This window comes from Nocardiopsis sp. iso_238, from assembly GCF_056173325.1.
Window position 1 is genome coordinate 1,344,586 of the sequence record NZ_CM149668.1, and the last position, 21,541, is coordinate 1,366,126.

Sequence of the window (21,541 nt, forward strand, 5' to 3'; positions counted from 1 at the left end):
CAACACGTTGCGAAAGCGGTGCGACTTGTGACGCGAGTCGCTGACCTCCGACTCTAGAACCTGAGAGCACCGAAAGGGGCGACGACATGGATCTGGACACCTCGCGCCGGGCGGACCGGCGGTTGGACCACGTCTACCGGATCGGGGCCGGGTTCACCGGGCTCGTCCTGGTGGGCTTCGGCAGCGCGGGCATGATGACCAGACTTCCGTTGTTCGACACCCGGGGCGAGGTGGTCGCGGGGCTGTCCACGAACGGCGCCCTGAGCTTCCTGTCCATCGCGATCGGTTCGCTGCTGGTGGGCGCGGCGATCCTGGGGGGCAAGTTCGCGTCGACGGTGTGCGTCACGGTCGGCGGGGCCTTCCTGGTGAGCGGCCTGGTGAACCTGATCCTCATGAGTACCGACTTCAACATCCTGGCCTTCAGCGTGCCCAACGTGATCTTCAGTTACGTGGTGGGCCTGGTCCTGATCACCTTCGGCATGTACGGCCGGTTCACCGGGAACCTCCCGGAGGACAACCCGTTCCGGCGGTACCGCCACCCGGAGGAGGGCGCGTCCGGTGAGGGCGCGGCCGGGGAGGACGGGGGCGCCGCCCCGGCGCGGAGCGGTACCCACGGCGTGCCCGGACCGCGATCGGCCCGTGAGCGCGAGGACAGCACCGAGGAGACGCGGGGATGAGCGCGCCCACGGGACGGCTGGCCCTGGTGACCGGGGCCAGCGGGTACATCGGGGGACGGCTCGTCCCCGAACTGCTGGCCGCCGGGTACCGGGTCCGCTGCCTGGCCCGCACACCGGAGAAACTGCGTGACCACCCCTGGCGCGACCGCGTGGAGGTGGTCCGGGGCGACGTGGTCTCCGGGGAGGGCCTGGCGGAGGCGCTCGCCGGTGTGGACGTGGCCTACTACCTGGTGCACTCCATGAGCGGCGGCCGCGACTTCGTGCGTACCGACGCCGAGGGGGCGCGCCGGTTCGCGGAGGCGGCGCGGACGGCGGAGACGGGCCGGATCGTCTACCTCGGGGGTCTGGCCCCCGAGGGCACGGAACTGTCGGAGCACATGGCGTCGCGCGAGGAGGTCGGGCGTCTCCTGCTGGAGGCGCCGACCCCGGCGGTGGTGCTGCGGGCCGCCGTCATCCTGGGGTCGGGATCGGCCTCCTTCGAGATGCTGCGCCACCTGACGGAACGGCTTCCGGCGATGACCACGCCCCGGTGGGTGCGCAGCCGGGTGCAGCCGATCGCGGTGCGGGACGTGCTCCGCCTGCTGGTGCGCGCGGACGAGCTCCCCGAGGGGACCAACCGCACCTTCGACATCGGCGGGCCCGAGGTCCTCAGTTACGCCGAGATGATCCAGCGGTTCGCCGCCGTGGCGGGGCTGGCCAAACGGCTGATCGTCCCGGTTCCGGTGCTGTCCCCGGGGCTGTCGAGCCTGTGGGTCGGCCTCATCACGCCGGTGCCCCCCTCGGTGGCCCGGCCCCTGGTGGAGTCGCTGCGGCACGACGCGGTGATGGGGGAGGACGACCTGGCGCGCGCGCTGCCGGACGAACGGCGGATCGGGTTCGACGAGGCGGTGCGCCTGGCGCTGCGGCGGATCGACGAGGACCGCGTCGACACGCGCTGGTCCTCGGCCGCCTGGCCCAGTGCTCCCTCCGACCCGTTGCCCACCGACCCCGACTGGGCGGGGGGCAGTCTGTACACCGACCGGCGGGCCCGGTACGTGGACGGCTCACCGGAGAGCCTGTGGCGGGTGATCGAGGGGATCGGCGGCGACCGGGGCTGGTACTCGTGGCCACTGGCCTGGGCCGCCCGAGGCTGGATCGACCTCGCGGTGGGCGGGGTGGGGCCCCGGCGCGGGCGCCGCGACCCCGAGCGCCTGCGGGTGGGGGACTCGCTGGACTTCTGGCGGGTGGAGGAGATCGTCCCGGGTGAACTGCTGCGGCTGCGGGCGGAGATGCGCCTGCCCGGCCCGGCCTGGCTGGAACTGCGTGTGGCGCGCCTGGAGGGGCGCACGGTCTACTGCCAGCGGGCGCTGTTCCACCCGAGGGGGCTGGCGGGCCACCTGTACTGGAAGGCGGTCACGCCCTTCCACGGGATCGTGTTCGGCTCGATGGCGAGCAACATCGCGGCCCGGGCGGAGGAGGACGCCGGGGTGACGGCCGGGACCTGAGCCCCCGATGCGGGACCACCGCCGAGGTGCGCTACCTTGTGGGAAGAATTAGCTAGGAATCCGAGAGACTTGGTTTCCGAGTCTTTTCGGCGGAGCTTGGGCCGCGCGGTCCACTGGACGCGGGCTCGGAAGGAATTCCCACGTTGCCGACACGAAACGCACCCCCGGCCGGACGATCCCGATGGTGGGTCGGCGCCGCACTGCTGGTCAGCCTGGTGTGGCTGCTCGGAGCGGGCCCGCTCGGCGCCTTCCTCGGCCGACTCGGCGAGGTGCAGACCAACGACCCCGGCGCCTTCCTGCCGGTCGGCGCCGAGTCCACCGAGGCCGGTGAGCTGGCCGAGGGGTTCGACCGCGGCGACACCGTCCCGGCGATCGTCGTCCTGTCCGCCGACCAGGAGCTCACCGGGGACCAGCTGACCGAGGCGGGCGCTCTGGCGGAGCGGATCGGTGACCGGCCCTGGGTCTCCGGCGAGGTCGTCGGCCCCGTGCCCGGCACCGAGGACCCCTCCGTCGCCCAACTCGTCGTCCCGATCGGCTCGGAGAACGACACCGGCGACTCCGTGGCCGAACTCCGGGAACTCCTGGCCGACCACTCCGTCTCGGGGGTCCAGGCCCAGGTCACCGGGCCCGCCGGCTACGCGGCCGACCTCGTCGCGGCCTTCGGCGGCATCGACTCGACGCTGCTTGTCGTGGCGGTCGTCGCGGTCCTGGTCATCCTGGTCGCCGTCTACCGGTCGCCCCTGCTCCCGGTCCTGGTGATCGTCGCCTCGCTCCTGGCCCTCGGACTGTCCGGGGCCCTGGTCTACGCGGCCGCCGACGCCGGTCTGGTCAGCCTCAACGGCCAGAGCCAGGGCATCCTGTTCATCCTGGTGGTGGGCGCCTGCACGGACTACGCGCTGCTGCTCGTCGCCCGCTACCGCGAGGAACTGGCCGCCCACGAGCGGGTCCCCGAGGCCGTGCTCGCGGCGGTGCGGGGGGTGACCGGTCCGGTCCTGGCCTCAGGGGGGACCGTGATCCTCGGCGTGCTCTGCCTGCTCGCCGCCGACCTGGCCTCCACCCGCAGCCTCGGCCCGGTGGTCGCGCTCGGGGTCGCCGCCGCGATGCTCGCCGCCATGACCTTCCTTCCCGCCGCCCTCGCGCTGTGCGGCCGCGCCGCCTTCTGGCCGACCGCCCCGCACCGTGCCCGGGAGGCGGCCGGGAACACCACCGGCGAGGTCCTGAGCCAGCACCCGTTCTGGGGGCGGATCGCCGCCGCGGTCTCCCGCCGACCGCGCGCCTACTGGTTGGGCACCGCGGCCCTGCTGCTCGCGGCCGCCGTGTTCGCACCGCAGTTCAGCGCTCAGGGCACCGGCCAGTCGGAGGTCTTCCGCACCGAGGTCGAGGCCGTGGACGGGCAGGAGACCCTGGCCCGGGGGTTCGGGGCCGACTCCAGCGCCGCGCCCGCCCTCGTGGTCGCCGGGGAGGACCACCTGGACGAGGTGGTGGCGGCCGCCGAGCGGGTGCCGCAGGTGGAGACGGCGGCCCCGGCCACCGAGCCCGGCCCGCCCGGGGCGGAGGCCCCACCGCTGGTCGAGGACGGCCGGGTCCTGGTCGAGGTGGTGCTCTCCGCCGACCCGGAGTCCCCGGAGGCGGTGGAGGCCGTTCGCGACCTGCGCGCCGAACTGGACGCGGTCGAGGGGGCCGACGCGCTGGTGGGCGGGGTGAGCGCCACGGACCTCGACACCCTGGAGACCGCGCAGCGGGACTTCGTGGTGGTGGTCCCGCTGGTGACGCTGGTGGTCTTCCTGGTGCTGATCCCGCTGCTGCGGTCGCTGGTGGCCCCGCTGCTCCTGATGACCGCCAACGTCCTCTCGTTCGCCGCCGCCCTGGGTGTGGGAACCCTCGTGTTCGACCACGTCCTCGGTCTGCCCGGGGCGGATCCGGTGGTGCCGCTCTTCGCCTTCGTCTTCCTGGTGGCGCTGGGGATCGACTACAGCATCTTCCTGATGTCCCGTGCCCGTGAGGAGACCCTCGCGCACGGGCACCAGGAGGGGGTCCTGCGGGCGCTCACGGTGACCGGAGGGGTGATCACCTCGGCCGGGGTGGTGCTGGCGGCCACCTTCGCCGCGCTGGCCGTGATCCCGCTGCTGTTCCTGTTGCAGCTGGCGTTCCTGGTCGCCTTCGGCGTTCTGGTGGACGCGCTGCTGGTGCGGACGCTGCTCGTGCCCGCCCTCGCGTTGGACGCGGGCCCGCGCCTGTGGTGGCCCGGACGCGCGGCCCGGATCCGCTAGAGCGGGTCGCCGGGGAGTTCCCGGTAGGCCCGGGAGATCCTGTCCGCGAGGTCGGGGCGGGGCAGGTCCACCCCGTCGATCGAGGCCACCGGGCGCACCCCGGTGGCGGCGTTGGTGACGAAGGCGCCCGCCATCCTGGTCGCCGCGACGGCGGCCAGGGGGCGGGTGGAGACCGGGACCCCGAGCGCTCCGGCGACCCGGTCGACCAGGCGTGCGGTGACCCCCTCCAGGCACGGCGCCTGGGGCCAGACCAGCCCCTCGCCGTCCAGGAAGCCGATGTTCCAGGTGGGGCCCTCGGAGACGCGTCCGTCCACCCCCATGAACAGGGCGTCGTCGAGCCCGTCCAACTGGGCGGCGCGCCGTTGGCGGATCGCCCCGAACAGGCCGGTGCCCTTGATGGTCGGGGCGTCCCGCGTGAACTCGCGGGTGCCGAGGTGGACCGGGGGCGGGTCGGACGCCGGGGCGGGTCGGGTCGTGACCAGGATCTGCGGCAGGGACCGCGCCGAGGGGCGGCCGAGGTCGAACTCGGGGTCGTGGACGGTCACCCGCACCACGCACGGCGACGGGTGGGCCCGGGCGGAGCGCCGGGCGAGCTCGCGTACGCGCGGGACGTCGAGTTCGGCGCCGAACAGGGCCGAACAGTCCCGGGTGAGCCGTTCCATGTGCAGGTCGAGGCCGCGCACGCGCAGGTCGGTGACGAGCATGGTCGTGAAGTGCCCGTAACCGTACAGAGCGAGGCCTGAGAGTTCTCCCGTGCTGACGGGGCGTCCGTTCAGTTCCATTACGGGCACCATTCTGGCACTTCGGGACCTCTGGCAGGGGTGGTTCCCGAGGCTCGGCGCGGCGGTCAGGCCGGTGGGTTCGGGCTCCGGGAACCCGCCTCCATCTCGGTGAACGCGGTCACGAGCTGCCGTTCGGAGGTGTCGAGGTAGGCGCCGAGCTCGGCGGCGGCGGCGTCGGCGTCGCCACGGGCCAGCTCCTGGTGGATGCGCCGGTTCCACTTGAGGTAGGGGTCGTGGAACTCGCGGGGCGCGGCCATCACGTGGAAGACCAGGCGGGTCTCGGCCAGGACCTGGCGCATGAACTCGTTGACCCGGGCGCTGCCGGACAGGGCCGCCAGCGCCTCGTGGAAGCGCATGTTCGCGCTGCCCATCCGCCACCAGTCCTCCTGGGCGCGGGCCTGCTCGCCCTCGTCGACGGCGCCGCCCACGGCGCGGACCAGGTCCTCCGGGGCGTCGGCCGCGCCGCGCACGGCGGGAAGTTCCAGGGAGCGGCGGGCGCTGAACAGGTCGCGCACGTCGTCACTGGTGGGGCGGCTGACGAACACCCCGCGGTGCATGTGGTGGACCAGCAGGCGTTCACGGCTGAGGAGGCGGAAGGCCTCGCGCAGGGTGTTGCGGGAGACCTCGTACTTGCGGCTGAGCTTCTCCTCGGACAGGCGCACGCCGGGGGTCAGCTGGCCGTCGATGACGAAGGTGCGCAGGAGTTCGGCGACGCGTTCGGCCTGGCTGGTCAGCCGGGCCAGGGCGGGCGCGGGCAGCCGGTCGATGTGGTCCTCGGTCGCCGTCACGTGAGCCCTCCGCCTGTCTCGTGCGCCCACACCGGAGACGGGGTGGTCCCACCAATGTTACGTACCGGGGGTCCGCGATTTTACTTAACCGTGCCTTACTTGGGGCAAAGGATTGGAGTATTGTTCAACAATCCAACAATGAGGTTGGCGTCACACCACTCCCGTACACCTGGAGAGTCAGCCATGGGCGAAGCGCCCCCCGCACCAGACCAGAAGGTGCGTCTGCGGCTTGGCAGAGTCACCCTGAGCAGCGGTCTCCTCGGAGCCATGTTCCTGATGGCCACCAGCGCCATCGGTCCCGGGTTCATCACCCAGACCACGACCTTCACCGCTCAGCTCGGTGCCGCGTTCGCCTTCGCGATCCTCGTGTCGATCCTGGTCGACATCGCCGTGCAGCTGAACATCTGGCGCGTCATCGGCGTCTCCAACATGCGGGCCCAGGACCTGGCCAACAAGGTGCTTCCGGGAGCGGGCTACCTGCTCGCCGTCCTCATCGTCTTCGGCGGCCTGATCTTCAACGTCGGCAACATCGCCGGCACCGGCCTCGGCCTCGACGCGATGATCGGCCTCGACCCGCGCCTGGGCGCGGTGATCTCGGCCCTCGTCGCGATCGTCATCCTGGCCGTCAAGAGGCTGGGCGTGGCCCTGGACCGCATCCTCGTGGTCCTCGGCGTCATGATGATCGCCCTCACCGCCTACGTCGCGGTCGTGTCCAGCCCGCCGGTGGGTGAAGCCCTGCGCCAGTCGGTGCTGCCCGAGGCGGCCAGCAGCGACCTCTTCCTCGCCACCATCACCATCATCGGCGGCACCGTGGGCGGCTACATCACCTACGCGGGCGCCCACCGGCTCATCGAGAACGGCATGGGCGGCCGGGAGAACGTCGCCGCCATCACCCAGACCTCCGTCACCGGCATCATCGTCACCGGCCTCATGCGGGTCCTGCTCTTCCTCGCCATCCTCGGCGTGGTCGTCGGCGGGGTCTCCATCATGGACGCCCCCAACCCGCCGGCGGAGGCCTTCTACCAGGCCGCCGGAGAGGTCGGTATGCGGCTGTTCGGCATGATCATGTGGGCGGCGGCCGTCAGCTCCGTGATCGGCGCCTCCTACACCTCCATCTCCTTCGTCACCACGTTCTCCCCGTGGCTGGAGCGGCACAAGGGCAAGCTGGTCACCGGGTTCATCGGTGTCTCCCTGGCGATCTACCTGGTCTCCGGACAGGCGCCGGGCACCCTTCTGGTCATGGCCGGCGCCCTCAACGGCGTCATCCTGCCGGTGGGTCTCGGCCTGCTCCTGTGGGTGGCCGCGCGGCACTCGAAGACCCTGCTGCACGGCTACCGTTACCCGCGCTGGCTGCTGGTCATCGGCGTCGCCGCCTGGCTGCTCACCGTCTACATGGCGATCGGGTCGCTGAGCGGCATCGCCGCGCTCTGGCAGTAGCGAACGGCCCCGGGGCGGCGGTCACCGCCCCGGGGCCGGACCACCACCCGCACCGGTGGCGCCACCACCCCGGCGTGGCGGCGCCGCCCGGGGGTACGAGAACTAGGAGGACCCACGTGCGTATCGACCTCAACTCCGACCTCGGTGAGAGCTTCGGCCGCTGGGAGCTCGGTGACGACCAGACCCTGCTCTCCATCGTGACCAGTGCCAACGTGGCCTGCGGCTTCCACGCCGGTGACCCGTCGGTCCTGCGCCGCACCACGGCCGAGGCGGCCGCTCGCGGGGTCGCCGTCGGCGGGCACGTGGCCTACCGGGACCTGGCCGGGTTCGGCCGCCGCTTCGTGGACGTACCGCCCGCCGAGCTCACCGACGAGGTCCTGTACCAGCTGGGCGCCCTGTCGGCCTTCACCGCGCTGACCGGCGACCGCGTCCGCTACGTCAAGCCGCACGGGGCCCTGTACAACGCGATCGTCCACCACGAGGAACAGGCGGCCGCGGTCGTCGCGGCCGTCCGAGCCTTCGACCCGGACCTGCCCGTCCTCGGACTGCCCGGGTCGAGCTTCCTGCACCAGGCCGACAAGGCGGGCCTGCGCACCTACCGTGAGGCCTTCGCCGACCGCGCGTACACGCCGGGCGGGACCCTCGTCTCGCGCCGCGAACCCGGCGCCGTCCTGCACGACCCCGAGGCCATCGCCGCCCGCTGCCTGCGCATCGCCCGGGGCGAACCCATCGAGGCCGTGGACGGCACCGAGATCCTCGTCCGCGCCGACTCGCTGTGCGTGCACGGCGACAGCCCCGGAGCGGTGGACATCGCCCGTGCCGTGGCCGACCTGCTGCGCGCCGAGGGCGTCACCATCGCGCCCTTCACCGGCACCGACCCGTCCGCCTGACCGTCCCGATTTGGAGTCGTCCTTGCGCGTCCTGAAGTGCGCAGACACGGGGGTCCTGGTGGAGGTCACCGACCTCTCCCAGGTCATCGCCCTGGGCGCGGCCCTGGAGGCCGCCCCGCTGCCCGGCGTCTCCGACGTCGTCCCGGCCGCCCGAACCGTCCTGCTGCGGCTGGAACCCGGCACCGACCCGGCACGGGTCGCGGAGGCCGTCACCGAGCTGCCCCTGACCTCGGAGGCCAGCCGGAGCGTGGGGGAGACCGTGACCATCCCGGTCCACTACGACGGCCAGGACCTCGACGACATCGCCGGGCTCACCGGCCTCAGCCCGCGAGAGGTGGTGCGGGCCCACACCGCCGCCACGTGGACCGTCGCGTTCTGCGGGTTCGCCCCCGGCTTCGGCTACATGGTCGGTGACGACCCCCGCCTGCACGTGCCCCGCCGAGGGGAGGCGCGCACCCGGGTCCCCAAGGGCTCCGTGGCGCTCGCCGGGGAGTTCACCGGTGTGTACCCGCGCAGCTCCCCCGGCGGATGGCAGCTGCTCGGCCGGACCGACGCCGTGGTCTGGGACCTGGACCGCGACCCGCCCGGCCTGCTGCGCCCCGGGGTCCGCGTGCGCTTCGAGGAGGTCTCGTGACCGCGCTGGAGGTCCTGGCGACGGGACCGATGATCACCGTCCAGGACGCGGGCCGCTTCGGGCACGCCGCCCTGGGCGTCGGCCGCTCCGGCGCCGCCGACGCCGACTCCTACGCCCTCGGCAACCGGCTCCTGGCCAACCCCGAGGGCGCCGCCGCCCTGGAGGTCACCCTGGGCGGTCTGCGGGTCCGTGCCCGGGGACCCGTCACGGTCGCGGTGACCGGTGCCGAGACCCCGGTCCGGGTGGACGGACGCGGCGCGGCCGTCAACGAGGTGCTGCACCTGCCGGACGGGGCCGAACTCACCCTGGGCGTCCCCGCCCGGGGCCTGCGGTCCTACCTCGCCGTGCGCGGGGGAGTGGCGGTCGCGCCCGTCCTCGGCTCGCGCAGCACCGACGTGCTCGCCGGGCTGGGCCCCGAGGTCCCCGTCGTCGGCGACCTGCTGCCGGTCGGACCCGTCCCCGCCGCCCTGCCCCACCTGGACCACGCCCCGGTCCGGGCGGTCGGTGCGGACCTCGTGGACCTGCGGGTCGATCTCGGACCGCGCGAGGACTGGTTCACCGAGCGGGCCGTCGCGGCCCTGTCCTCCGGCGAGTACGAGGTGACCTCCCGCAGCGACCGGGTCGGCGCCAGGCTCGCCGGGCCGGTCCTGGAACGCTCCCGGGAGGGCGAGCTGCCCAGCGAGGGCATGGTCGCCGGGTCACTCCAGGTGCCTCCGGGCGGTGAACCGGTGCTGTTCCTCGCCGACCACCCCGTGACCGGCGGCTACCCGGTGATCGCGGTGGTGCGCTCCACCGACCTGCCCAAGGCCGCCCAGGCCCGCCCCGGCACCCGGATCCGCTTCGTCCCGTGAACCGCCAAGAGAGAGGCCCGGAACCGATGAACCCCGAACCCGACCACAGCACCGACGGGCCGTCCCCGGCCGACCTCTCTCCCGCCCAGGCCAGGGCCCTGTTCCGGCGGGGACTGCGCGTGCCCACCTCCGGCTACAGCCCCGGGTACGCGCAGGCCAACCTGATCTCGCTCCCGCGTGACCTCGCGTTCGACTTCCTGCTGTTCGCCCAGCGCAACCCCAAGGCCTGCCCGGTCCTCGACGTGACCGAGCCGGGCGAGGTGTCGGCCTCGGTGTTCGACGGCGACCTGCGCACGGACCTGCCCGCCTACCGCGTGTACCGCGACGGCGTGTTCGTGGAGGAACGCACCGACGTCACCGACCTGTGGCGCGAGGACCTGGTGTCCTTCCTGATCGGGTGCAGCTTCACCTTCGAGACCCCGCTGCTGGAGGCGGGTGTGCCGGTCCGCCACATCGAGACCGGCGGCAACGTCGCCATGTACCGGACCAACCGGGAGTGCCGACCGGCGGGCCGCCTCTCGGGGCCGCTCGTGGTGTCCATGCGACCGATCCCGGCCGGGCGGGTCGCGGACGCCGTCCGGATCACCTCCCGCTACCCGGCCGTACACGGGGCGCCGGTCCACGTGGGCGATCCCGCCGCGCTGGGGATCACCGACCTGGACCGGCCGGACTACGGCGACCCCGTGGAGGTCCGCGAGGGCGAGGTTCCGGTCTTCTGGGCCTGCGGCGTCACCCCGCAGGCGGCGGTGACGGCGTCCGCCCCCGAGTTCGCCATCGGACACGCCCCCGGCCACATGGCCGTCACCGACGTCCGGGACACCGTGTACCAGGTGCCCTGACCGGGATCAGGTCCCGCGCGGACGGTCGGCCGCCAGAGCGCGCAACCGACCGTCGCGCATCTCCAGGACCCGGTCGGCCGCGTCCAGGTACTCGGTGTCGTGCGTGACCAGCAGGGTCGCCACGTCGAAGGTCCCGGTCGCCTCGGCCAGCAGTTCCATGATCCGGCCGCCCCGCTCGTGGTCCAGCGCCGCCGTGGGCTCGTCCACCAGCAGGACGCTCGGCCGACCGGCCAGCGCACGGGCGATGTTCACCCGCTGGCGCTCGCCTCCGGACAGCTGGTGCGGGCGCCGGTGCTCCTTGCCGGAGAGCCCCACCGCGGCCAGGGTCTCCGCCGACCGGCCGCGCGCCTCACGCACCGGACGCGCGCGCATGTGCTCGGTCACCATGAGCTGCTCCACCGCGGTGAGGGAACCGATCAGGTTGGGCTGCTGGAAGACGATGCCCACCCGGCCCAGCCGCAGCTCGCTCAGCTCCCGGGGGCGCAGGCCGAGTGTCTCGACCCCGCCGACCACCACCCGCCCGGAGTCCGGCCTGATCAGGGTGGCGGCCACGGCGAGGAGGCTCGACTTGCCCGAACCGGAGGGGCCGACCACGGCCGCCAGTTCACCGGGGGCGACCCGCACCGACACACGGTCCAGGGCGGTCACCACGCCGTCGCCGTCGGGGTGGGTCAGGGTCACGTCGTTCAGTTCCAGGCTCATCGCACGCCTCCCAGCGCGGTCAACGGGTCGACTGAGGTGATGCGGCGGACGGCCAGGACCGCGCCGAGCATGCCCAGCACGACCATGGCGGCGATCGGTCCGAGGGTGGTCGCGGCGGTCAGGGAGAACGGCAGGACCGCACCGGCCAGGGCCCCCACCGCGACCCCGAGACCCCCGCCCGCGGCGGCGCCGACGAGCAGCACGATCAGGGCCTGGGCCAGGGCGTCCCGAACCAGGTACCGGGTGGAGCCGCCCAGCGCCTTGAGGATCGCGATGTCACCGCTGCGCTGGATGGTCCACACGGTCAGGAACGCGCCGATCACCAGCGCGGAGATCGCGTACAGGAACCCCTGCATGGTGACCAGCGATCCGTTCTCGGAGGAGAAGGAGCCGATCGCGCGCAGGCTGTCGGACAGGGTGGCGGACACGGTGTCGGCCGCCTCGTCCGCCCGCTCGGGGGCGCCAGCCCCCGAACCCGTGCGCGCGGCGACCACGTTGGCGACCGGCGCGTCCGCGCCCTCCGCGTGCCGTACCCGGGGGTCGATCCCGCGCCAGACCCCGATGTCGGTCCACACCACCGGCACGTGGCTGTAGTGCTCGGTGGGAGCGACCGCCCCCACCACCAGGTCGGTTCCGGCGACGGACACGGTGTCTCCCACGGAGACCCCGAACTCCTCGGTGATCTCCTCGCTCACCACCAGGCGGGCGCCGGTCCCCAGTCCCTCGGGGGCCAACGGGCCGTCGGCCGACACACCGAACAGCACGGCGGCGGTGCCGTCGCCGCCGCCCAGTTCGACCCGGCTCTGGGTGATCCCCAGCGGCTCGGCCCACTCCACCCCCTCGGTGCCGGACCAGGCGTCGAGCTGGTCCCGGGTGACGGTGCTGTCGGCGAAGGACTCCTCCGGCGCGCCCTCCCCGGAGGTCCCGAAGGCGACATGACTGGCGGGCAGGTTCCTGACCGCTGACGTGGACTGGTCGGCCAGCCCCGCCGTGAGTCCCGACAACAGGACGATCAGCAGGGTGATCAGGGCGACGACGGAGCCCATCAGCGCGAACCTGCCCTTGGCGAAACGGATGTCCCGAAGGGCGACGAACACGACGGCCCCCTTTCCGGTAGCTCGGTTGTTCCGTGGCTCCAGCCTCCCCGGCGGCCGGGGGCGTCGGCATCGGGCGAACGGAGCCTTCCCCGGGGGCTCCGGGTGGAGGCACGCATCCATCGAACGATGGATGCCGTCGCCGTCCCCACCGGCGTACGCTGCACTGATGCGGAACAGCGGAGGGTGGGCGCCCGAACTGCCCGGAGTGACGACGGTGCTCCAGGCGCTGCGTCTGCTCCTGCACGCCTGCTTCCTGTTCCTGCTCGGGGTCGGCACCACGCGGTACGCGCTCACCCACCTCGGTGACCACCAGTCCCAGGGCGTGCACTGGACCGTGTTGGGCGGTGCCGTACTGCTCGGGGCCGTCTACTGCGCCGGGGCGCTGGCCGCCCGCCACGACCTCCACCGGACCCGCTCCCTCGTGTGGCTCGCGGCCGTCACGCTGCTGTGGTTCGCACTGGTCTGGGCCGGACAGGACTTCGTGTGGCTGGCCTTCCCGCTCTACTTCCTGCACCTCCACCTCCTACGCGGCCTGCACTCGGTGCTGGCGGTCGTCGTCATCACGGCCGCGGTGGTCCTCGGCCAGTCCCTGCACACCGGTGACATGACCGCGGGGATGGTCCTCGGGCCCGTGCTCGGCGCGGTCTTCGCGGTGGCGATCGCGGCCGGGTACACGGCGCTGCGACGCGAGGGCGAACGGCACCGGGAGCTCATCGACGCGCTCACCCGCACGCGCGGCGAACTCGCCGCCTACCAGCGGCGCACGGGCGTGCTCGACGAACGCGAACGCCTGGCCCGGGAGATCCACGACACCCTCGCCCAGGGGTTGTCCAGCATCGTCCTGCTGCTGCGCTCGGCGGAGAACGCCCTGCCGAGGGACCCGGGACTCGCCGCCACCCGTGTGGCCGAGGCCAGGGAGAGCGCCTCCGCCAACCTCGCGGAGGCGCGGGGGTTCGTCCGCGACCTGGCCCCGCCCTCACTCACCGGCGCCAACCTGCCCGAGGCACTGCGGCGCCTCTGCGAGCGGGTGGGCCGCGCCGACGGGATCGACTGCCGGTTCCGTACCGACGGCACCCCCACCGAGCTCCCCGCGGGCTTCGAGGTGGCGCTCCTGCGCGCCGCGCAGTCGAGCCTGGCCAACGTCACCGCGCACGCCCGCGCCACCACCGCCGTCGTCACCCTCGGCTACCTGGAGGGGGAGGTCACCCTGGACGTGTACGACGACGGCCGGGGCTTCGCGCCCGGAGCGCTCCGCCCCCGTGAGGACGGAACCGGCTACGGGATCACCGCGCTGAGGCAGCGCCTGGCGGCCCTGGGCGGAGACCTGGAGGTGGAGTCGGCCCCGGGCGAGGGCACCGCCGTCGCCGTCCGGCTGCCCCTGACCCGGAAGGAGTCACCGTGACCGGACCGGTCGAGCGGGGCCGCGCGCTGCGCATCCTCCTGGTGGACGACCACCCCGTCGTGCGGCACGGGCTCAAGGCGATGTTCGCGGAGCGACCCGACATGGACGTGGTGGCCGAGGCCGCCGACGGCCGGGCCGCCCTGGACGTGCTCGCCGGGGACCCCGTGACGGAGGTGGACGTCGTCCTCATGGACCTGCGCATGGGGACGGGGATGGACGGCGTCACCGCGATCCGGCGCATCACCGGGCTCGACACCCCGCCGCCGGTCCTCGTGCTCACCACCTATGACACCGACGCCGACATCCTCGCCGCCGTCGAGGCGGGAGCCACCGGCTACATGCTCAAGGACGCCCCGCCGGACCAGCTGTGCGAGGCCGTGCACACGGCGGCGCGCGGTCAGACCGCGCTCGCCCCCGACGTCGCCAACCGCCTCATGGACCGGCTGCGTTCACCGGGCCCCGCGTTGAGCGGGCGCGAGCTGGAGATCCTGGGTCTGCTCGCCCGGGGCCTGTCCAACCGGGCGATCTCCCGGGAGCTGTTCATCAGCGAGGCGACGGTCAAGACCCACCTGGTCCACGTGTTCGACAAGCTCGGGGTGGACAACCGCACCGCCGCGATCACGACGGCGCTGCGGCGGGGGATCATCCGGGTCGACTGAGGCGCCCGCGGTCAGGCCGTCCTCGCCGGTGAGGCCGCCGGGCGCAACCCCAGACGGCGCAGTTCCAGCGCGGCCAACCCGGCCACCGCCGCCCGGTCGTTCTCCTCCCAGGCCCCGGCGGGGTCGTCGTGCACCTCCAGGAGCCCCTTGCCGGAGGCCGAGTTCAGGGCGCGCAGCGCCAGGAGCCGGGTCCGCGCCTCCGGGGCCATCGCGTCGAGACGCCTCGTGCCCGTGGCCCGGCGGATCCACCGGGCGCGCATGGGCAGCCAGGTCGTGGCGATGAGGTAGAGCGGGATCGCCGCCACGAGCAGCGGGAGGGTGACGGCGAGCGAGGCCACGGTCTCCTGGAAGGAGTCCCCCGCCGCACTGAGCGAGGCCCCCGACTCACTGAGGTTGACGAAGGGCGTGGCCAGCGCCTCCCCGGCGAAGGGGACCTGCTGGACGTTCTCGGCGGCCGTGCCCATGTGCTCGGTGAACCCCTTCCCGGTGCTGGTCACGAGCTCGCCGGAGTGGTGCAGGGCGAGCAGGACCTCGCGCAGGGACAGGGCCGCGTAGACCCACGCGCCCGCCCAGGCCAGGGCGAACAGGTCCGAGACCAGTTGGAGGACGGCGCGCACCGGGGCGTCGGCGTACAGCTTCAAGGGTGACTCCTGGGGGGTGAGGAGGGAGGGGGCAGGGCCTGGGCCCACCTTCCCCGTTACCCGTTTCCGTCCGGGCGCACCCGCCCGGACGGGTCGATCCCGCGTCCCTTCCCCTCCCGGGCCCGGATCGGGCGGCCCCGGCGACGTACTCCTCGAACCCGCCGGACGGGCGTGTGGACGACGTCCGCCGCGAGCACGCCGCCCCGTGTCAGCCGGTGAACTCTCCCCGGTCGACGGCCGCCCGTCTCCGGGCCTCGACGTCGTCCACCAGCAGGTCCAGCATCTCCTCGGTGACGCCCAGGCCGAAGGTGCGCAGGGTGAGGACCGGCAGGGAAACCGCCATCTCCAGCATCTCCGGGGGGAGGTCGTCGAGCCCGGGGAACGTCGCGATGATCTCCTCGATGACCGGCCCGCCGACGGGGTGCGAGCGCCACTCGCCCACGGTGCAGTGCTTGGTCAGCGGGCGCACGTACCGGTCGCCCTCGGTGGTGATCTCCCCGCGCAGCGGCAGGTCGCGGGAGGACGCCCCGACGGAGACGGTGTAGGTGCCGGCCGCCAGGGACCAGCGCCGGTCCCGGGGGTCCCAGACGGACAGGTCGCGGCCGGTCAGCGGGAGCTCGATCCGGGCGCTCTCGCCGGGTTCCAGCGCCACCTTCGCGAAGCCGCGCAGCTCGTGCCGCGGCCGGGTCGGGCGGTCCTGCTCGACCCCCGCGTACAGCTGGGCGACCTCCCGTCCGGCGCGGTCACCGGTGTTGGTCACGGTGAACGACACCGTCCACCCGCCGTTGCCGTCCGGGGCCACCTCCAGCCCGGAGTACGCGAAGGCCGTGTAGGTGAGACCGTGACCGAAGGGGTAGGCCACCGGTATGTCCAGGGTGTCGAAGTGGCGGTAGCCGACGAACACGCCCTCACCGTGGCGGACCACGCCGTGCTCGCCGGGGAAGTTCAGGTAGGTGGCGTGGTCGCTCAGCCGGACGGGGATCGTCTCGGTGAGTCTTCCGGAGGGGGACACGACCCCGGTCAGCACGTCCACGACGGCGGCTCCGCCCGCCTGGCCGAGCAACCAGCCCTCCACCACGGCGTCGGCCAGATCCTGCCACTCGGACACCGACACGACACCGCCGTTGGACAGCACGACCACCACGCGGTCGCTGACCTCGCGCACCCGCGCGAGCAGGTCCAGCTGGGACTCGGGCAGGCTGATGGTGGTGCGGTCGTACCCCTCGGACTCCGCGGCGTCCGGCAGTCCGAGGAAGAGCACCGCCGTGTCCGCCTCGCGCGCCGCCGCGACGGCCTCCTCGACCAGCGCGGGGTCGTCGGTCCCGTCCAGGGTGAAGCCGGGGGCGAACCGCACTTCGTCGAGCGCGCGCCCGAACTCCTCCAGCGCGGTGTGCACCCTGGTCGGCACCACGCGGGAGGAACCGCCGCCCTGGTACCGGGGCGTCCGCGCGAACTCCCCGATCAGCGCCACCGAACGGTCCGCCGCCAGCGGCAGTACGCCGCCCTCGTTCTTCAGCAGGACCAGCGCCTCACGCGCGGCCTCGCGTGCCAGGGCGTCGTTGGCCTCGTGCTCCAGCGGGCGCGAGGTGTCGGCGGACACCCGGTCCTGCAACCGCCTCAGCCGCGCCACCACGGTGTCCAGCACGGACTCGTCCAGATCGCCCCGCTCCACCGCCTCCACCACGACCCGGTCGGTCCCGCTCGGCGGCATCTCCAGGTCGAGCCCGGCGCGGACGGCGGCGACCCGGTCCACGACGGCGCCCCAGTCGGAGACCACCACGCCCTCGAACCCCCATTCCTCCCGGAGGAGTTCGGTGAGCAGCCACGGGTCCTGGCTGGTGTACACCCCGTTGAGCCGGTTGTAGGAGCTCATCACCATGGCGGGCGCGGTGGTGCGGACGACCTCCTCGAAGGCGGACAGGTAGATCTCCCGCAGGGTGCGGTCGTCCACCTCGGCGCTGACCCGGTGCCGGTCGGTCTCCTGGTTGTTGGCGGCGAAGTGCTTCACGCACGCGCCGACCCCCTGTGACTGGACGCCGGTGACGAGGGCGGCGGCGATGCGCGCCGTGACGTGGGGGTCCTCGGAGACGTACTCGAAGTTGCGGCCGCACAGCGGCGACCGCTTGATGTTCATGCCCGGGCCCAGGACCACGTCCACGCCCTGCGCGCTGGCCTCCCCGCCGAGCGCCGCGCCGACCCGGCGCACGAGGTCCGGGTTCCAGGTCGCGCCCAGGCCGACGGCGGGCGGGAAACAGGTCGCCGGGACGCTGCCGCCGATGCCGAGGTGGTCGCCCTCCTCGGGCTGGTACCGCAGCCCGTGCGGGCCGTCCGCGAGGTGGAGGGGGCGCAGCACGCCCGCCACGCCGGTGCTGTGCCAGGTGTCGGAGCCGGAGGTGGCCGAGGCCTTCGCCGTGAGGTCGGGGCGTGGGTCTGTGTTCATGTGGGCCTGTCTCCCGTGGGGTCGGTGCTGCTCGCTGGGGGCGGGTCGGGGACGGTGATCCCGAGGCTCCCGAGGAAGGAGGCGACCGCGGTCCGCATGTCGACGGAGTCCGGGTCGAGGAGCCACTGGACCTGGAGTCCGTCCTGGAGCGCCAGGAACTGCTGCGCGGCGGTCTCCGGTGCGGGGTGCGGACGGTCGCCGAGGAGTCCGGCGAAGGCCGTGGTGAGGTGTTCGCGCAGGACGCGGTACCGGCGGACGAAGTACTCGTGAGCGGGGTGCGTCGGGTCGGTGGCCTCGGCCGACAGGTTGACGTAGAGCGAGACCATCCCGGGCGTGCCCGTGTTGCGCTCCACGATCCGCACGATGTTGTCGATGAGCTCCCGGTGGCTCAGGCCGTCGCTGAGGACCAGCGGAGCGTCCACCTCGTCACGCCTGCTCAGGACGTGTATGAGCATGGCTTCCTTGTTGGGGAAGTGGTGTAGCGCGCCCGCGTGGGTGATCCCGGCGTGCGCCGCGATGTCGCGCAGTGACACCGCCCGGTAGCCCGACCGCGAGAACAGTTCCGAGGCGGAGTCGATGATGCGCCGCCTGGTGCGCTCGCCCTTGCTCGGTCGGGTGTGGTCTGCGTCCGCCACGGGACGGTCTCCTCGCGGTTGGTCGTCGCCACGGGCCCGCCGTGGCGACGAAGGCCTGGGTCGCTCCGAGACTACGGTTCCGCTCCCTCGTTCCCGCGGTACGCGCCCGCCGAGCCGCGCGGCGGACGGTTCGGAATCTACCAGTTGGTTAATTTGTGGCACAAGGCACACAGGTCCCCGTCGGTGCGATCCCGGTCGCCGCGGATCGTGCGCCCCGGCCCTCCCGGCCCTCCCGGCCCCGTGGGGGCGGAGGACCGGTGCGCCGCCCCGACGGCGCACCGGTGGCGTACTCCCGCTGACAGGGGGAGGGCAGGGGAGCCGGTCGGTTCCCGGAAGGCGGCGGTGAGCGTTGACGGGCTCCTGGACGGTGGCCGAACGCATCGGGCCCCTCCCTGGTGTCCTGGATCGGGGATTCCGTTCCAGCACACCAGGAAGGGGCCGCGCCCGCCACCCCCGGTTCTCCGCCTGTGGACAACCGGGACGGCCGGTCTCACCCGGCCGTCGTCCGCCACCGGGACCACCGGCGCTCCAGGACGACCAGCGCGCCGTTGAGCGCCACACCCAGCAGCGCGATGGACAGGATGCCCGCGTACATGTCGTGGATCTGGAAGTTGAGCTGCGAGGCGTTGATCAGGTATCCCAGCCCCGACTGGGCGCCCACCATCTCGGCGGCGACCAGCACCAGGATCGACGCCGCCCCGGCCATGCGGACCCCGGTGAAGATCGACGGCACGGCGGCGGGCACGATCACCTTCCGGAAGAGGGCGAGCGGTCCGAAACCGAGTGACACCGCCGCCTTCACCAGCAGCGGGTCCACCGTCCGCACCCCGGTCACCGTGCTGAGCAGGATCGGGAAGGTGCAGGCGAACACCACCAGCGCAATCTTGGACGCCTCACCGATCCCCAGGATCAGCACGAACACCGGGAGCAGCGCCAGCGCAGCCGTGTTGCGGAACAGCTCCAGGACGGGCAGCAGGAAGTCCGACACCGGCCGGTACCAGGAGATCAGCAGACCCAACGGCACCGCCACGGACACCGCGATGGCGAACCCGGCCAGCGCGCGGGACAGGCTCGCGGAGACGTGCGCCCACAGCTGTCCGCTGGCGGCCAGGTCGGCGGTGGCCGCGAGGACCTCCGAGAACGGGGGCAGGAACACCCGGTCCACCAGGCCCACACGCGGTGCCGCCTCCCAGAGGAGGAGGAACGCGACGATCGCGGCCGAACGCCTGAACCAGAGCCAGCCGACCGCCAGCACCGGGCGCCCGGCCCCGGCCGTGGGAGGGCCGCCCGTGGGAACCGGGGGAGCGGTGGTGCGGGTGAGGGTGTCAGCCACGGTCGGCCTCCGACGGTACGGGTGCGAACTCGGACCTCTGCGCCAGCGCCACCTCGTCGTGGAGCTCCTGCCAGACCCGGTTCCGGTACCGGGCGAAGGCCGGGTCCGAACGCGGGTCCCCACTGGCCTCCCGGTCCAGGTCGACGTCGATCACGCTCTTGATCCGCCCCGGCCGCGACGTCATCACGGCCACCCGTTGCCCCAGGTAGACGGCCTCGTCTATCCCGTGCGTGATGAACAGGACGGTCTTGCCGGTGCGCAGCCAGATGGCTCGGAGCTCGTCCTGGAGCGACTCGCGCGTCTGGGCGTCCAGCGCCGCGAACGGCTCGTCCATCAGCAGCACCTCGGGGTCGAACGCCAGGCTGCGGGCGATCGCCACCCGCTGCCGCATCCCGCCGGAGAGCTCGTGCGGGTAGCGGTCCGCGAACCCCTCCAGACCCACCAGCGACAGGTACTCGCGGGCTCGGGCGGCCCGCAGTGACCGGGGCAGCCCCTTGGCCTCCAGACCGAACGCCACGTTGTCCAGGGCGGTGCGCCAGGGCAGCAGGGCGTACTGCTGGAACACCAGGCCCCGGTCGAGCCCGGGTCCCTCCACCGGGCGGCCGTCGAGCAGGATGCGTCCGCCGGTGGGCCTCGCGAGCCCGCCCAACAGGTCCAGCAGGGTGGACTTGCCGCAGCCGCTGGGGCCGACCAGGGTGAGGAACTCCCCGGCCCCGACGTCCAGGGTGACGTCGTCGAGGGCGGTCAGGGGAGGTCCCGGCCGCCCCCGGGAATCGCGCACGGGGAAGGTCTGCCGGACCCCGTCCAGCCGCAGCCTGGGGTGCTCGCTCATGCGTCCTCGCTCTCGGTGGGGCCGCCCACGGGCTCGCCGTCGGGGCCCGAGTCCTCGGGGAAGGTGCCGTTGTGGAACGGGTTGAACTCGTTGGTGTACAGGTCCGAGGCCTCGACCGAGCCCTCGGGCAGCTCTCCGTTGCGGTGCAGCCACTCCAGCCAGATCGCGAACTCCTCCTCCGCGACGACCCCGCCGGGACCGGCCACACCGCTGCTCCTCCAGTACCGGACGACCTCGGAGGACTCGTTGCGGCCGCGCCCCTCGACGATGGCCGCGAACCGGTCCACCACCTCCTCGCGCGGAGTGACCTGTGACCAGCGGACGGCCCGGGCGATCCCGCTGACCAGGGAGAGGGTGGCGTCGGGGTTCTCCTCGACGAACTCGTCACGCAGGACCAGGGACCCGTAGCTGAACCTCCCGTACAGGCCCTCGTCGGTGAAGAGGGGACGGATGCCGCCGCGCTCGACGGCGGTCTCGCGCAGGATGCCCCCGAGCGTCGCCGCGTGGACCTGGCCGGCGCGCAGGGACTGCTCGGTGTTGGCGGGCGGCACGACGGTGAGCTCCACCCGTGCGATCTCGTCCTCGCCCAGTCCCTCCCGCTCCAGCCACTCGCGGACCACGAACTCGTGGTGGGCGCCCAGGGTGTTCATCGCGACCTTCCGGCCGACCAGGTCCCGGGCCCGGGTGATGTCGCTGTCCTCCAGGACGTAGTAGCCGCTGAACGACTCCTCGTCGGATCCGTAGTAGGAGACGACCGAGGTGATCGGGGACCCGGCCGCGACCAGTTTGGCGATCGCCCCGTTGAAGGCCCCGCCGATGTCGGTGTCGCCGGTGGCCACGGCCTGGATGTCCTGGGGGCCGCTGGTGGTGTCCCCGATCCACTCCAGTTCGATGCCGTCCAGGTAGCCGAGGTCGGCGGCCAGCTCGGGGAAGACCACCGAACCGGCGGCCCCCTGGTAGCGCACGACGGTCGCGTCCGGGTCTCCGGCGGAACGCTCCGAGGTGCCGCAGGCGGCCGCGAGGGGGAGGACGGCCCCCGCCGAGGCGGTGTAGCGCAGGATGTCGCGTCGTGAGTGCATGTGTGGGCTCCGGAGGACGACGGGTCGCGCGTGGTGCGACCCGCCGTCGTCGAGGGGGTGTGCTGCCGT

At 73.1% G+C, this 21,541-nt stretch carries 20 protein-coding genes; 10 read left to right on the plus strand and 10 right to left on the minus strand.

Annotated elements, in window-relative coordinates:
• The first annotated feature begins 86 nt into the window (after positions 1-86).
• The 3 genes from AC0VYL_RS05995 (at position 87) to AC0VYL_RS06005 (ending at position 4,431) form a co-directional block, all read left to right on the plus strand.
• The gene (locus tag AC0VYL_RS05995) at positions 87-677 is read left to right on the plus strand and encodes a DUF4383 domain-containing protein (RefSeq protein WP_475482536.1); all 591 of its coding nucleotides are present in this window, start codon (positions 87-89) and stop codon (positions 675-677) included.
• A complete protein-coding gene (locus tag AC0VYL_RS06000; protein ID WP_475482537.1) occupies positions 674-2,161 on the plus strand; it encodes an SDR family oxidoreductase in 1,488 nt (495 codons plus the stop codon). Before AC0VYL_RS05995 ends, AC0VYL_RS06000 begins: the two co-directional genes overlap by 4 nt.
• A 143-nt stretch (positions 2,162-2,304) precedes the next feature.
• The gene (locus tag AC0VYL_RS06005; protein ID WP_475482538.1) at positions 2,305-4,431 is read left to right on the plus strand and encodes an MMPL family transporter; all 2,127 of its coding nucleotides are present in this window, start codon (positions 2,305-2,307) and stop codon (positions 4,429-4,431) included.
• On the opposite strand, the gene AC0VYL_RS06010 is transcribed toward AC0VYL_RS06005, so the two are convergent.
• Together AC0VYL_RS06010 and AC0VYL_RS06015 are read right to left on the minus strand one after the other, a co-directional pair.
• Positions 4,428-5,213, minus strand: a complete 786-nt coding sequence (locus tag AC0VYL_RS06010; RefSeq protein WP_475482539.1) for an aminotransferase class IV family protein — start codon at positions 5,211-5,213, stop codon at positions 4,428-4,430. The genes AC0VYL_RS06005 and AC0VYL_RS06010 overlap by 4 nt on opposite strands.
• 65 nt (positions 5,214-5,278) lie before the next feature.
• Positions 5,279-6,001 (minus strand): GntR family transcriptional regulator, encoded by a 723-nt coding sequence (locus tag AC0VYL_RS06015; RefSeq protein WP_475460130.1) that lies wholly within the window; start codon positions 5,999-6,001, stop codon positions 5,279-5,281.
• Positions 6,002-6,184: 183 nt separating this feature from the next.
• Between AC0VYL_RS06015 and AC0VYL_RS06020 the strand changes: the two genes are divergently transcribed.
• The 5 genes from AC0VYL_RS06020 (at position 6,185) to AC0VYL_RS06040 (ending at position 10,652) form a co-directional block, all read left to right on the plus strand.
• Entirely contained in the window at positions 6,185-7,438 is a 1,254-nt protein-coding gene (locus tag AC0VYL_RS06020; protein ID WP_475460133.1) for an NRAMP family divalent metal transporter, read from the plus strand.
• A gap of 116 nt (positions 7,439-7,554) precedes the next feature.
• Entirely contained in the window at positions 7,555-8,328 is a 774-nt protein-coding gene (locus AC0VYL_RS06025; RefSeq protein WP_475460136.1) for a LamB/YcsF family protein, read from the plus strand.
• Between the two features lie 22 nt (positions 8,329-8,350).
• Positions 8,351-8,962, plus strand: coding sequence for a 5-oxoprolinase subunit B family protein (locus AC0VYL_RS06030; RefSeq protein WP_475460139.1), 612 nt, complete (start codon positions 8,351-8,353; stop codon positions 8,960-8,962).
• Complete coding sequence (locus AC0VYL_RS06035; protein ID WP_475482540.1) at positions 8,959-9,813, plus strand: 5-oxoprolinase subunit C family protein; 855 nt, start codon at positions 8,959-8,961, stop codon at positions 9,811-9,813. The genes AC0VYL_RS06030 and AC0VYL_RS06035 overlap by 4 nt, the downstream gene beginning before the upstream one ends.
• A 26-nt stretch (positions 9,814-9,839) precedes the next feature.
• Positions 9,840-10,652 (plus strand): putative hydro-lyase, encoded by an 813-nt coding sequence (locus tag AC0VYL_RS06040; protein ID WP_475482541.1) that lies wholly within the window; start codon positions 9,840-9,842, stop codon positions 10,650-10,652.
• Between the two features lie 6 nt (positions 10,653-10,658).
• Here AC0VYL_RS06040 and AC0VYL_RS06045 read toward each other — a convergent pair whose 3' ends face one another.
• Together AC0VYL_RS06045 and AC0VYL_RS06050 are read right to left on the minus strand one after the other, a co-directional pair.
• Positions 10,659-11,354, minus strand: coding sequence for an ABC transporter ATP-binding protein (locus tag AC0VYL_RS06045; RefSeq protein WP_475460146.1), 696 nt, complete (start codon positions 11,352-11,354; stop codon positions 10,659-10,661).
• Positions 11,351-12,451, minus strand: a complete 1,101-nt coding sequence (locus AC0VYL_RS06050; protein ID WP_475482542.1) for an ABC transporter permease — start codon at positions 12,449-12,451, stop codon at positions 11,351-11,353. Before AC0VYL_RS06050 ends, AC0VYL_RS06045 begins: the two co-directional genes overlap by 4 nt.
• Before the next feature lie 166 nt (positions 12,452-12,617).
• Between AC0VYL_RS06050 and AC0VYL_RS06055 the strand changes: the two genes are divergently transcribed.
• Together AC0VYL_RS06055 and AC0VYL_RS06060 are read left to right on the plus strand one after the other, a co-directional pair.
• Positions 12,618-13,853 (plus strand): sensor histidine kinase, encoded by a 1,236-nt coding sequence (locus AC0VYL_RS06055; RefSeq protein WP_475482543.1) that lies wholly within the window; start codon positions 12,618-12,620, stop codon positions 13,851-13,853.
• Entirely contained in the window at positions 13,850-14,512 is a 663-nt protein-coding gene (locus AC0VYL_RS06060; RefSeq protein ID WP_475482544.1) for a response regulator, read from the plus strand. The genes AC0VYL_RS06055 and AC0VYL_RS06060 overlap by 4 nt, the downstream gene beginning before the upstream one ends.
• A gap of 11 nt (positions 14,513-14,523) precedes the next feature.
• Here the strand turns inward: AC0VYL_RS06060 and AC0VYL_RS06065 are convergent, their stop codons facing one another.
• The 6 genes from AC0VYL_RS06065 to AC0VYL_RS06090 form a co-directional block, all read right to left on the minus strand.
• Positions 14,524-15,153, minus strand: a complete 630-nt coding sequence (locus AC0VYL_RS06065) for a hypothetical protein (protein ID WP_475460156.1) — start codon at positions 15,151-15,153, stop codon at positions 14,524-14,526.
• A gap of 208 nt (positions 15,154-15,361) precedes the next feature.
• Positions 15,362-17,593 (minus strand): glycoside hydrolase family 3 C-terminal domain-containing protein, encoded by a 2,232-nt coding sequence (locus tag AC0VYL_RS06070; protein ID WP_475482545.1) that lies wholly within the window; start codon positions 17,591-17,593, stop codon positions 15,362-15,364.
• Positions 17,590-18,228: a TetR/AcrR family transcriptional regulator gene (locus tag AC0VYL_RS06075; protein ID WP_475460160.1), complete on the minus strand. Its 639-nt coding sequence runs from the start codon at positions 18,226-18,228 to the stop codon at positions 17,590-17,592. The genes AC0VYL_RS06070 and AC0VYL_RS06075 overlap by 4 nt, the downstream gene beginning before the upstream one ends.
• A 490-nt stretch (positions 18,229-18,718) precedes the next feature.
• Complete coding sequence (locus tag AC0VYL_RS06080) at positions 18,719-19,561, minus strand: ABC transporter permease (RefSeq protein WP_475482546.1); 843 nt, start codon at positions 19,559-19,561, stop codon at positions 18,719-18,721.
• A complete protein-coding gene (locus tag AC0VYL_RS06085) occupies positions 19,554-20,393 on the minus strand; it encodes an ABC transporter ATP-binding protein (RefSeq protein ID WP_475460164.1) in 840 nt (279 codons plus the stop codon). Before AC0VYL_RS06085 ends, AC0VYL_RS06080 begins: the two co-directional genes overlap by 8 nt.
• Positions 20,390-21,472: an ABC transporter substrate-binding protein gene (locus tag AC0VYL_RS06090; protein ID WP_475460166.1), complete on the minus strand. Its 1,083-nt coding sequence runs from the start codon at positions 21,470-21,472 to the stop codon at positions 20,390-20,392. Before AC0VYL_RS06090 ends, AC0VYL_RS06085 begins: the two co-directional genes overlap by 4 nt.
• Positions 21,473-21,541: the final 69 nt, after the last annotated feature.